Source organism: Clavibacter sp. AC415, from assembly GCF_979252985.1.
The window spans coordinates 19,793-31,665 of record NZ_CEEDAR010000007.1 but is presented as its reverse complement, the minus strand read 5'-3'; the positions used below and the strand labels follow the sequence as shown (position 1 = coordinate 31,665).

Here is an 11,873-nt window from a genome sequence, read left to right as displayed (position 1 = left end):
GTCCTGTACTTCGTTCGGTTGTCGAAGCCGGTGTCTAACCGTTCCTCGTGCAGTGTCAAGAGATGTTTTCGCATTTATCGTGAAACGCTTTCGCGTTTTTCGTGCGCCGCTTCAGCGGCGGAGCATCCCGCGCTCCGGTGGGCGGATGCCGTCGGCTGGGTCCCCGACGCCCCCGTCCTCGTCCCCGCGGCCGGTGGCCTCGGGCTCCGCGGCGCGCCCGCCGTGGTCGCGCCCGTGCTCCGCGGCATCGTCGTGCAGCTCGTGCACGCGCTCCCGCCCGACGACCTCCGCATCGTGTCGCGTCCGGCCGGCCCCGCGTGGACTGGCTCGCGCGACTCCCGCACGCCGCGGACCTGCGCGAGCCCGAGCCCGACGCCGTCGGCGCATCCGAGCCGGGAGCCTCCTGCATCCGCATGCGGATCGCCGCGCGGGAGGTCGTGCTGGCCGCCGCCCACCGCGTCGAGGCGCTCCCCCCCGCGTGCCGCACGGTGCTGGACGTCGGGACCCCCGGGGCCGCGCGCGTCCTCGCCGCGGGCACCGCCGCGGAGGGCGCCGAGGCGCGCGTCGCGGACCCGGCGACCGCCGCGCGCGCCTTCGACGACGATGACGGGGCCGAGGCCGGGACGCCGCGGCTCACCCGCGCGGGCCGCGTGCGCCTGGAGCTCGTCTCGCTCCACGAGGCGGAGCGCCTGGCCGCCGAGCTCGCCGAGCTCGCCCGCCGGCGCGGCCTCGCGGCGGCCCGTGCACCCCTCCCTGCGCGGGTGCCCTTCGCCGACCTGGCGTCGGAGGCGGGCTCGGGCACGGCCGCGGCCCGCGGCCTGGCGGCCGTCATCGGCGTCGGGCACGCGGGACCCGTCGCCGTCGACCTGGTCGCGGACGGCCCGCACGCGGTCGTCGCGGGAACGACCGGCAGCGGCAAGAGCGAGCTGCTCGTCACCTGGATCGCGGCGCTGGCCGCCGCGCACCCGCCCGAGGAGGTCACCGTGCTCCTCGTCGACTTCAAGGGCGGCGCCGCGTTCGACCCCCTGCTGGTCCTGCCGCACGCCGTGGGCCTCGTCACCGACCTCGACGGGCAGGGCGCCCACCGGGCCCTCGACAGCCTGCGGACGGAGGTGCGCCACCGCGAGCGCACCCTCCGGGCGTGCGGGGCCCGTGACGTCGACGATCCCGCCGCGGCCGGCGCGCTGCCGCGCCTGCTCATCGTGGTCGACGAGCTCGCCGCCCTCCTGGCCGACCAGGACGGCCTGCACGAGGTCGTCGCCGACGTCGCGGCCCGGGGCCGGTCGCTGGGCATGCACCTGATCCTCTGCACGCAGCGGCCCGCGGGCGTCGTGCGCGACTCCGTGCTCGCCAACTGCGACCTCCGGCTGTCCCTGCGCGTCAACAACGAGGCCGACAGCCGGGCCCTGCTCGGGACGGCCGAGGCGGCGCGCCTCGCGGACGCGCCCCTCGGCCGACGCGGTCGCCGCCCACGGCGCGGCGGCCCGTCCGGTCCAGGTGGCGGTCACGACGGCGGACGACCTGGCCCGCATCGCCGCCTCCCGGGCCGCGCGGGCCCCCCTGCGGCGCCCGTGGTCGGATCCGCTGCCCCCGCGCGTCCCGCTCGCCGCGCTCGCGCAGGCACCGCAGCGCTCGGCGACATCGGACCCTGGATACGCCGTCCACCGCGCCGACGGCGTCCGACGGGGCGGTCCCGCCATCCCGTTCGCCCTCGTCGACCTGCCGGCCGAGCAGCGACGGGCGACGGCCGTCTGGCGGCCCGCCGTCGACGGCCACCTCGTGGTGGTGGGCGGCACGGGGTCCGGCCGCAGCACCTGCCTCCGCACGCTGGGAGCGTCGGCCCGGGCGGGGGCGTCGAGGTGCGCGAGGTCCCGGGCGACGTCGAGGGGTGCTGGGATGCCGTCGCGGCGGTCGTGGCGCGGATCCGCCGCTCCGACGGCCCGCGCGACCGGCTGGTCGTGCTCGTCGACGACCTCGACGTCGCCGTGTCCCGCCTGGCACCGGATCACCAGGCCGCCCTGCTCGAGATGATGGCCGTCGTCGTCCGCGAGGGCCCGCACGCCGGGGTGGCGCTCGCCGTCACGGGCCGCCGTGCGGGGGGCCCGCTCCAGGTGGTGGCCGCCGCCGCGGGACCGCCGGTCCTCCTCGCCCTGCCGTCCCGCCAGGAGCACCTGCTGGCGGACGGCGAGCCGCGCCTGTTCGATCCCCGCGCGACGCCGGGCGCGGGGGAGTGGCGGGGAGAGCGCATCCAGGCGGCGCTCCCGCCCGACGGCCCTGAGGGCACGGCGGGCGCGTCCGCGGGGGCCCCGGATCACGCGCCCCGCGTCGCGCTCTGCGCTGGCGACGTGCACGCGCTCGTCACCCCGTCGCCCGCGCTCGCGGTCGCGCGCCTCCGCGGGCTCGGCATCGACGCGGTCGAGGCCGAGGGACTCCCCTCCGGCTGGTCGCCCCCGCATCCGTTCCCCGCCGAGGCGGCCGGACCGGGGGCGACGGGTAGCGCCCACGCTCCCGCTCGCGAGGGGATCCGGCTGCGCGTCGTCGTCGCGGACCCCGACGCCTGGCTCCTCCGCGGCCCGCTCCTCGCGGCGCTCCGCCGCGCCGGCAGCGTCGTGCTGGAGGGCTGCGTCCCGCGGGATGCACGCACGCTCCTGCGCGTCCGCGACGTGCCGCCGCCGCTGGCGCCGGTCCCCGGGAGGGCGTGGATCATCGCGCCCGACGGCCGCACCGGCCGCTGCTCGTGGCCACCCGCCACCGTCGCGGGTCTCGAGCCCGCCCGGCACGAGCCCGCCCGGCAGGGGTCCGGCGGGCAGGAGCCCGGCGGGCGTCCGGCGGCAGCGCACCGCCCCGGCGCGCACGCCGCGCTCGGGCGGACGCCGGCGGTCAGCCGATGAGCGAGGGCGACACCCGGATCTCGCCGACGGGCGCACCGCCGCCGAGCACCACGAGGTCGAGCTCGGGGCGCAGGCGCTCCACGTCCTCACGCGTGATCGCTCCCGCCTGGGCGAGCAGCTCCAGCGCCACGATCGTCGACGCCCGGAGGCTCCCGTCGAGCGTCTTCGACGCCACCGTGGTGCCGTCCGGCGCCGTCATGATCATGATCCCCTCGGCGCCGCCCTTGGCGAACAGCCCGAGGCGCTCGATCACGACGGTGTTGGCGCGGCCGGGTCCGTCGATGGCCCAGCCGTGCGCGCGCACCGCCGCGGTGAGCGCCGCCGCATGGCGGTACAGCGCGAAGGGCGATCCGGGTGCGGAGGTCGCGATGCGGTGGATCCCCCGCGCGAGCGCCGTGAGCGACATCGCGTGCACGGGAGCGCCGCAGCCGTCGACGCCGGTGGTCGCGATGCGCTCCCCCGTGAACCGCTCGACGACGTCGCGGATGCGCACCTGGAGGGGGTGGTCCGGGTGCAGGTAGTCGTCGGTCGACCAGCCGTTGGTCACGCAGGCGAGCAGCATCGCGGCGTGCTTGCCGGAGCAGTTCATGTAGACGGGGGAGGCGGGGACACCGGCGCGCACGAGCTCGTCGCGCGCGGCCCGGTCGAGCGGCCAGTCGGCGGGGCAGCGGAGGGCGGACTCGTCGAGCCCCGCCTTCGCGAGGATCCCCCGCACGACCTCCACGTGCCGCGCGGTCGCCGCGTGGCTCGCCGTGGCGAGCACGTGCTCCTCCTCGGTCAGCTCCGCGCCGCTCGCGAGCACCGCGAGCGCCTGGAAGGGCTTCATGCTCGAGCGGGGGAAGACGGGCGTCGTCGCGTCGCCCGCCTCGCGCAGCACCTCTCCCGCGGGCGACAGGACGACGGCCGCTCCGATGTGGCGCGACTCCACGAATCCGCTCCGGTCGAGCACCGCGAGCTCGACGGCGCCCTGGACGGGGATGGTCTCGACGGCGGCCGCCATCACAGCGCCCGGAACGCGTCGGCGATGACGCCGAGGGCGTCGTCGAGGAGCGCCTCGGAGATGGCGAGGCTCGGCAGGAACCGCAGGACGTTCCCGTACGTGCCCGCCGTGAGGATGATCACGCCATGCGCGTGGCAGTACGCCGCGATGGCGGCCACGGCCTCGGCGTTGGGCTCCTTGGTGGTGGATCCGGTGCCGGGCTGCACGAGCTCGATCGCGACCATCGCGCCGATGCCGCGCACGTCGCCCACGATGTCGTGCTCCGCCTGCAGCGCTCCCAGCGCGCGGTGCAGGTGCTCGCCGATCCGCGTGGCCTCGGCGAGGAGGCCGTGCGTCTCGATGGCCTCGAACACGGCGACGGCCGCCGCGGCCGCCACCGGGTTGCCGCCGAACGTGCCGCCGAGCCCGCCGGCGTGGGCGGAGTCCATGATCTCGGCACGGCCGGTCACGCCGGCGAGCGGCAGTCCGCCCGCGATGCCCTTGGCGGTGAGCACGAGGTCCGGCACCAGGCCGAGGTGCTCGCTCGCGAAGAAGCGCCCGGTGCGCGCCAGGCCGCTCTGGATCTCGTCCGCGATGAACACGACGCCGTTCGCCGTGCACCACTCCTGCAGCGCCGGCAGGAAGCCGTCGGCGGGGACCATGAAGCCGCCCTCGCCCTGGATGGGCTCGGCCACGACGCACGCGAGGTCGGACGCGCCGATGCGCTTCTCGAGGTACGCGATCGTGCGGGCCGCGGCCTCGGCCCCGGAGAGCCCGTCGTGATACGGGTAGGAGCTCGGCGCGTGGTACACGTCGCCGGCGAAGGGGCCGAAGCCGGTGCCGTACGGCGAGGCCTTGTAGTTCATCGCCATGGTGAGGTTGGTGCGCCCGTGGTAGCCGTGGTCGAGCACCGCCACCGCACGCCGGCCCGTGCGCTTGCGCGCGATCTTCACGCCGTTCTCCACCGCCTCCGCGCCCGAGTTCACGAGCACCGTGCGCTTCTCGTGCGTGCCGGGCGTGTGCTCCGCGAGGAGCTCCGCCACGCGCACGTACTCCTCGTAGGGCGTCACCGTGAACAGCGTGTGGATCACGTCGCCGAGCTGCGCGGTCGCCGCGTCCACGACCTCCTGGCGCGTGTGGCCGACGGTGGTCACGCCGATCCCGGCGCCCAGGTCGATGAAGCGGTTGCCGTCCACGTCCTCCACGATCGCGCCGTGCGCGCGGGCCACGTAGACGGGCAGGAGGGACGCGACGCCGGGCGGCACCACGCGCTTCCGGCGCTCGTGCAGCGCGCGCGAGAGCGGGCCGGGGATCTCCGTCACGACGCGTCGCTCCTGCGGCACCTGCGGGCGCGCGTCGGGGTCGGTCGCGGCGGGGGAGTCGGAGTCGGTGCCGGCAGGGATGCCGACCAGGGCGGAGTCCAGGGTGTCAGTCATGATCCGGCGAGCCTACCCGCGCGGGCAGCGGGATCCGGGAGGGCCGCGGTCCGGGCGGCTACCGTGGTCCCATGCAGATCGAGCACCGCTACGCCCTGTCCCTCGAGTGGACGGGCGACCGCGGATCCGGCACGTCCGACCACCGCGCGTACGGCCGCGACCACGTCGTCCGGGCCGCCGGGAAGCACGATCTGCTCGGCTCCGCCGACCGCCCCTTCCGCGGCGACGTCGACCGGTGGAACCCCGAGGAGACGCTCCTGTCCGCGCTCGCCCAGTGCCACCTCCTCAGCTACCTCCACGCGGCGGCCTCGGCCGGCGTCGTCGTCGTCGGCTACGCGGACGAGCCGACCGGCACCATGCGGCAGACGGACGGCGGGGGCGGCCGCTTCGTCGAGGTCACCCTGCGTCCCGTCGTCACGGTGCGCGACGCCGACCAGGCGGAGCTCGCCGCCTCGCTGCACCAGGCCGCCTCCGAGCGGTGCTTCATCGCGAGCTCCGTCAACTTCCCGGTGCACCACGAGCCGCGCACGGTGGTGGCCGGGGCCGCCGACGCCGAGGCCTGATCCGCGGCGGAGCCCCGCCCGCACGTCGCCGATGCGGATCCCGGTGGTCCCCACGCGGTCCCTGTCAGCCGTCCCCCTGCCGCGTCAGGCAGACTGTCCGGGTCCCTCCTCCATACCTGGTGCGTCCGGCGCGCCGATGAAAGCGACTCCCGTGAAGCGACGCATCCCCCTCACCCTGGCCGCGGCCGCCGTCCTGGCGCTGTCCGCCTGCACCGGCGGCGGGACCACCACCGCGGACCCGTCCGCGAGCCCCACGGCCGGCGCACGCACCGCGGGTGCCTCCTGCATCGACACGCCCTCGGGCGACGCGTCGGAGTCGGTCGAGGTCTCCGGGGACTTCGGCTCGGCCCCCGAGGTCACGGTCGACGGGCCGCTCACGGTCGAGACGACAGAGCGCACCGTGGTCACCGAGGGCGACGGCGCCGAGATCGAGGCCGGCGCCACGGCGGACATCGCGCTCGCCGCGTACAACGGGAAGACGGGCGAGGCCATCTCGCAGCTCGCCTACAACGCGGAGACCCCGCTCCCCGCCACCATGAACGACGGCGCTCTGGTGCCCGGCGTGGTCCGCGCGGTGGAGTGCACCACGGTCGGCTCGCGCATCGTCGCGGTCGTGCCCGCGGCCGACGGCTTCGCGGGCGAGCAGGCCACGCAGCTGGGGCTCGGCGCCGACGACCCCATCGTCATCGTGGTCGACGTGCTCAGCCAGGCGGCGACGCGCGCCGACGGCGTGGACCAGCCCGCGCCCGAGGGCTTCCCCGAGGTGACCCTCGCGGACGACGGCGCCCCCACCATCACCATCCCGGACGCCGACCCGCCGGCGGAGACGCGGATCGCGAACCTCAAGGTGGGCGACGGCGAGGAGGTCACCGACGGCGCCAGCGTCACGGTGCAGTACACCGGCATCAACTGGAACACCAAGAAGGTCTTCGACTCCAGCTGGGACCGCGGCCAGTCCGCCACCTTCGTGACCTCGCAGGTCATCCCCGGCTTCACGAAGGCGCTCGTGGGCCAGAAGGTCGGCTCGCAGGTCATCGCCATCATCCCGCCGGCCGACGGCTACGGCGACGCGGGCTCCGGCGAGGACATCGGCGGCACCGACACCATCGTGTTCGTCGTCGACATCCTCGGCACCCAGCCCGCCGCCGCGGGCCAGTAGGCCCGGCCGTGCGCCGCGTCATCGTCCTCGGGTCCACGGGCTCCATCGGCGTGCAGGCCCTCGAGGTCGTCGCGCGGCACCCGGAGCTGTTCGAGGTGGTGGGGCTCGGCGCGGGCAGCAAGCGGGAGGCCCTCGCCGAGCAGGCGCGCGTCGCCGGGGTCGAGCACACGGCCCTCGGGGCCGACGAGGCCGAGCAGCTGATCCGCACGGTCGACGCGGACGTGGTGCTGAACGGCATCACGGGATCCGTCGGGCTCGGCCCCACGCTCGCCGCGCTGGAGGAGGGCCGCACCCTCGCGCTCGCCAACAAGGAGTCGCTCATCGTCGGCGGCGAGCTGGTGCGCTCCCTCGCGGCGCCCGGCCAGCTCGTCCCCGTCGACTCGGAGCACTCCGCGATCGCGCAGGCGCTGCGCGGCGGCACGGCCGAGGAGGTCCGCCGGCTCGTGGTCACGGCGTCGGGCGGGCCCTTCCGCGGGCGCACGCGGGCCGAGCTCGAGCACGTGACGCCGCGCGAGGCGCTCGCGCACCCCACCTGGGACATGGGTCTCGTCATCACGACGAACTCGTCGACCCTCGTCAACAAGGGCCTCGAGGTCATCGAGGCGCACCTCCTGTTCGACGTGCCCTACGACCGCATCGACGTGGTCGTGCACCCGCAGTCGCTCGTGCACTCGATGGTCGAGTTCATCGACGGGTCGACGCTCGCGCAGGCGTCGCCGCCGGACATGCGCCTCCCCATCGCCCTCGGCCTCAACTGGCCGCACCGCATGCACGACGTCGGCGTCCCCCTCGACTGGGCCCGTGCCGCCGCGTGGACCTTCGAGCCGCTCGACGACGAGGCGTTCCCCGCCGTGCTGCTCGCGAAGCGCGTCGGGGAGGCGGGATCGACGTATCCGGCCGTCTACAACGCCGCGAACGAGCAGGCCGTGCAGGCGTTCCACGCGGGACGTGCCGGCTTCCTCGACATCGTCGACACCATCCGCCGTGTCGTCGACGCGCACGAGCCGGCGTCCGGCCCGCTCACGCGCGAGTCGCTGGCGGAGGCGGAGCGCTGGGCGCGCGCCGAGGCCGACCGGGTGCTGGCCGTCTGATCCCCGCGGAGCGCCGCGGGTCGGCGACCGCCTCGCCGCCCTGACCCCGGCTCCCGGCGAGGCCGCGCCGTCGCCGTGCAGGCCCGTGCCGACACGCACGCGCCGCCACGGCTCCGACACGCGATCGCGGGGCCCGGCGTGGTTGGTCGTCCGACCGAGCGGACCGGTGTCAGCCGTCGTCCGACCCATGGACCCGGCTCAGCCGTCGTCCGACCCGCCGTTCCCGTTCCCGCCGTTCCCGTTGCCGTTGCCGTTCCCGACCCCGCCGTTCCCGTTGCCGTTGCCGTCCTCCTCCGACGTCGGCGTGGGCGACGGCGTCGGCGTGGGCGACGGCGTGGCCGTCCGGGTGGGAGAGGGCGTCGGCGTGGCGGACGGCGTGGGCGTGACGGACGGCGTCGCGCTCTCCGACGGCGCGGGCGTCGGCGTCGGCGTCTCCTCCGCGGCGTCGCGCGCCGCCTCCAGCTCGGCGCGGACGGCGTCGATGCGCGCGATCACCTCGTCGTGCCGGGCCTGGTCGATGGTCCCCTCGGCGAGGTCCTCCTCGGCCGCCGCCCGCAGCTCCTCGAGCTGGGCGAGCGCCTTCTCATAGTCGCGGTCGGCGGAGGACTGGGTCACCGCGAGGGTCCGCTGCTGGAGGTCGTCGAGGGCGCGCTCCGCGGGCGTCGCGGAACCGGCGCATCCGGCCAGCAGCAGCAGGGCCGCAGTCGTCGTCGCGAGGCCGACGGCGAGGCGCGCGCCGAGCGGCCCGCGTCCCTCGGCACGGGCAGCGCCGCGCGCAGGGCGGGATGGGGTGCGGATCACGGGGCGTCCTCCACGCTCTTCTGCAGCTCCTCGAGGCTGGCGCCGAGGGGTCCGGGCACGGACGGGTACGAGACCTCCCCGGCCTGCCACGACGTGTACGTGACGACTCCGACGACGGCCGCCGCGGCGACGAGGACGGAGACGACGGCGATGCTGAGCGTCCGGGCGCCGCGCCGCGCCGCAGGATCGCGGTCGGCCGCCGGTCGCGCGGCGGCGGGGGCGGTGCGGGGCGCGCGCGGTCGCGGTGTCAGCGCGCGCGACCGGAGGGGTCGGCGCCGCGGCGAACCTCTCGGTCCGGGCGTCCGGGTCCGCCGCGGCCGGGTAGGCGGCGGCCGGGTAGGCGGCGGTCGCGCCGAGCCCGGTCGCGCCGAGCCCCGCGCCGGCCGCGGGCATGACCCGGGTCGAGGCGGCGGTCGGCTCGTCCACTGCCGACGCGGGCGCCCGCCCGGTGCGGAGCTCCGCGGCGACCTCGCGCGCGGTCGGACGCGCCGCGGGATCGCGCCGGGTCATGCGGGACAGCAGGTCGACCCACGCCGGACCGAGCCGCGCGGGGATCTCGGGGTCGCGCACCACGCGCGCCATGGTCGACTCCGCGGCCGTGCCCGGGAAGGTCCGACGGCCGGTCAGGCACTCGAGGAGCACGAGGCCGAGCGCGTACACGTCGGTGGGCGCGCCGACCTCCTCGCCGAGCGCCTGCTCGGGGCTGAGGTAGCTGACGGTGCCGACGATGGAGCCGGTCGAGGTGAGCCGCGTGCCGTCCACGAGGCGGGCGATGCCGAAGTCGGTGAGCTTCGCGGCGGCCGGCTCGTCGTCGTCCTCCGGCGTCGCGAGCAGCACGTTCGCGGGCTTCACGTCGCGGTGCACGACGCCCCGGCGGTGGATGTAGCCTAGGGCGTCGGCGACGATCCCGCCGATGCGGGCGACCTCGGGCCCGGGCAGCGGGCCCTCCTTCATGCGATCGGCGAGCGTGGTGCCGTCGACGATCTCCATCACGATGAACGCGAGCGCCCGGTCGGCCACCACGTCGTCGCCGACGTCGAAGAGGGTCACGAGGCCCGGGTGGCTGAGGCCCGCGAGCATGCGCACCTCGCCCTCCTGGCGCTCGACCTCGCCGGGGTCGGCGGAGTCGGTCGCGAAGACCTTGACGGCGACCTCGCGGCCGAGCGTCTTGTCGGCGGCGCGGTACACGGTGGCCATGCCGCCGCGTCCGAGCAGGCCGCTGATGCGGTAGCGGCCGGCCAGCAGCGTGCCGGCGAGTCCGTCGGTCCGTTCTCCGGGCATGGGACCACCTCTCGTCACGGGCCTCCAGCCTAGACCGCGGCTCCTGGCGGGACCCCGGGCGGCGTCGCCGGCCGGCCGCGGACGACGCCTGCGGATCCGCACCACGGCGGCGTCCGCCCAGGGTGCGGGAGGTAGCCTCTCCCACCATGGACGGCGTCTTCCTCTACATCCTCGGGGTGCTCATCATCGTGGTCGGCGTCGCCGTGTCCATCGGGCTGCACGAGGTCGGGCACCTGGTGCCCGCGAAGGCCTTCGGCGTGCGCGTCACGCAGTACATGATCGGCTTCGGGCCGACGATCTTCAGCCGCCGGAAGGGCGAGACCGAGTACGGCGTGAAGGCCATCCCGCTCGGCGGCTACATCTCCATGATCGGCATGTTCCCGCCGCAGAGCTCGCGCGCCGGCACCAGCAGCACGGGCATCGCCCAGCTCGTCGGGCCCGACAGCCGGCGCTCCTCGGGCATCGCGCCGGCGACGGATGCCGCCGATCCGGCGGGCACCGCGACCGCCACGGCCCCCGACGCCGGCGGCACCGGGGACGGCGACGACCGCGCGGGCCGCGGCTTCTTCGACCTCCTCGTGCAGGACGCGCGGCGGGCGAGCGCCGAGAGCATCGGCGACGACGAGGACCGCGCCTTCTACAAGCTGTCCGTCCCGAAGCGCATGGTCATCATGCTCGGCGGGCCGGCGATGAACTTCCTCCTCGCCATCCTGCTGTTCGCCGTCGTTCTCTGCGGCTTCGGCGTCACGACCCCGACCACCACCGTCGGGCAGGTCAACGCGTGCATCGTGCCCGCCGGCTCCACCGCCTCGGCCGACGCCGCCACCTGCCCCGCGGGGGCGCCGGCAGCGCCCGGCGCCGCCGCCGGGCTCCAGCCGGGCGACACGATCGTGAGCATCGACGGCACCGAGATCACCGCGTGGGACCAGGTGACGGGCATCGTGCAGGTGTCCGCCGGCCGCGAGCTCGACGTCGTCGTGGAGCGCGACGGCGCGCGCGAGGCCCTGGCCATAACGCCCGTACTCACGGAGCAGGCCGTCATCGGGTCGCGCGGCGCCCCCGAGGTCGACGAGCAGGGCGATCCCGTCACGCGCGAGGTGGGGCTCATCGGCTTCAGCCCCACGCAGGCCGTGCAGCGGCAGCCGCTCTCGGCGGCCTTCGCCACCACGGGCGAGAACATGGCGGCGGTCGGGAACCTCATCCTGAACCTCCCCCAGCGGCTCGTGGACGTCGGCCGCGCCGCGTTCGGCGGCGGGGAGCGCGACCCCAACGGCCCCATGAGCGTGGTCGGCGTGGGCCGCGTGGCGGGCGAGATCGCCAGCCTCGACGAGACCCCGGTCGCCTCCCGAGCGTCCGCCATGGTCGGCCTGGTGGCGTCGCTCAACGTCGCGCTCGGCATGATCAACCTGCTCCCGCTCCTGCCGCTCGACGGCGGGCACGTGCTCGGCGCCGTCGTGGAGGGCGTCCGCCGGTTCGCGGCGAAGCTGCTCGGCCGCCGCGACCCGGGCCCCGTGGACGTCGCGAAGCTCATGCCGCTGACCTTCGTGGTCGTGATCCTGTTCGGCGCCATGAGCGCGCTGCTGATCTTCGCCGACCTGGTGAACCCGGTCCGCCTGACCTGACCCGCAGCGCCGCGGCCCGTCGCGGCCGCCCGCGCCCCCGGCGCACCGGG

The 11,873-nt window shown here is 76.1% G+C and carries 9 protein-coding genes; 5 read left to right on the top strand and 4 right to left on the bottom strand.

Features of this window, described 5'->3' with window-relative positions; all coding sequences use genetic code 11:
* Positions 1–111: 111 nt before the first annotated feature.
* Positions 112–267: a hypothetical protein gene (locus ACZ411_RS02365; RefSeq protein ID WP_464168267.1), complete on the bottom strand. Its 156-nt coding sequence runs from the start codon at positions 265–267 to the stop codon at positions 112–114.
* Positions 268–317: 50 nt separating this feature from the next.
* On the opposite strand from ACZ411_RS02365, the gene ACZ411_RS02360 reads away from it, so the two are divergent.
* The gene (locus tag ACZ411_RS02360; RefSeq protein ID WP_464168265.1) at positions 318–2,891 is read left to right on the top strand and encodes an FtsK/SpoIIIE domain-containing protein; all 2,574 of its coding nucleotides are present in this window, start codon (positions 318–320) and stop codon (positions 2,889–2,891) included.
* Here ACZ411_RS02360 and ACZ411_RS02355 read toward each other — a convergent pair.
* Both ACZ411_RS02355 and gabT read right to left on the bottom strand, forming a co-directional pair.
* Positions 2,881–3,891, bottom strand: a complete 1,011-nt coding sequence (locus tag ACZ411_RS02355; protein WP_464168263.1) for an asparaginase — start codon at positions 3,889–3,891, stop codon at positions 2,881–2,883. The genes ACZ411_RS02360 and ACZ411_RS02355 overlap by 11 nt on opposite strands.
* On the bottom strand, positions 3,891–5,306 hold the full coding sequence (gabT, locus tag ACZ411_RS02350; RefSeq protein ID WP_464168261.1) for a 4-aminobutyrate--2-oxoglutarate transaminase: 1,416 nt from the start codon (positions 5,304–5,306) through the stop codon (positions 3,891–3,893). Before gabT ends, ACZ411_RS02355 begins: the two co-directional genes overlap by 1 nt.
* 71 nt (positions 5,307–5,377) lie before the next feature.
* Here gabT and ACZ411_RS02345 point away from each other — a divergent pair, with 71 nt between their 5' ends.
* From ACZ411_RS02345 to dxr, 3 genes are all read left to right on the top strand, one after another.
* The gene (locus tag ACZ411_RS02345) at positions 5,378–5,869 is read left to right on the top strand and encodes an OsmC family protein (protein ID WP_104291293.1); all 492 of its coding nucleotides are present in this window, start codon (positions 5,378–5,380) and stop codon (positions 5,867–5,869) included.
* Positions 5,870–6,020: 151 nt separating this feature from the next.
* On the top strand, positions 6,021–7,028 hold the full coding sequence (locus ACZ411_RS02340; RefSeq protein WP_464168257.1) for an FKBP-type peptidyl-prolyl cis-trans isomerase: 1,008 nt from the start codon (positions 6,021–6,023) through the stop codon (positions 7,026–7,028).
* 8 nt (positions 7,029–7,036) lie between these two features.
* On the top strand, positions 7,037–8,119 hold the full coding sequence (gene dxr / locus ACZ411_RS02335) for a 1-deoxy-D-xylulose-5-phosphate reductoisomerase (RefSeq protein WP_464168255.1): 1,083 nt from the start codon (positions 7,037–7,039) through the stop codon (positions 8,117–8,119).
* Between the two features lie 198 nt (positions 8,120–8,317).
* On the opposite strand, the gene ACZ411_RS02330 is transcribed toward dxr, so the two are convergent.
* The gene (locus tag ACZ411_RS02330) at positions 8,318–10,201 is read right to left on the bottom strand and encodes a protein kinase domain-containing protein (protein ID WP_464168253.1); all 1,884 of its coding nucleotides are present in this window, start codon (positions 10,199–10,201) and stop codon (positions 8,318–8,320) included.
* 146 nt (positions 10,202–10,347) lie between these two features.
* Between ACZ411_RS02330 and ACZ411_RS02325 the strand changes: the two genes are divergently transcribed.
* A complete protein-coding gene (locus ACZ411_RS02325) occupies positions 10,348–11,823 on the top strand; it encodes a M50 family metallopeptidase (protein ID WP_464168251.1) in 1,476 nt (491 codons plus the stop codon).
* Positions 11,824–11,873 lie beyond the last annotated feature (50 nt).

What these genes read in the sequence shown, in the direction of transcription:
- gabT (WP_464168261.1), bottom strand. Translation starts at nt 5,306, where the DNA reads ATGACTGACACCCTGGACTCCGCCCTGGTCGGCATCCCTGCCGGCACC.
- ACZ411_RS02355 (WP_464168263.1), bottom strand. Translation starts at nt 3,891, where the DNA reads ATGGCGGCCGCCGTCGAGACCATCCCCGTCCAGGGCGCCGTCGAGCTC.
- ACZ411_RS02345 (WP_104291293.1), top strand. Translation starts at nt 5,378, where the DNA reads ATGCAGATCGAGCACCGCTACGCCCTGTCCCTCGAGTGGACGGGCGAC.
- ACZ411_RS02325 (WP_464168251.1), top strand. Translation starts at nt 10,348, where the DNA reads ATGGACGGCGTCTTCCTCTACATCCTCGGGGTGCTCATCATCGTGGTC.
- ACZ411_RS02330 (WP_464168253.1), bottom strand. Translation starts at nt 10,201, where the DNA reads ATGCCCGGAGAACGGACCGACGGACTCGCCGGCACGCTGCTGGCCGGC.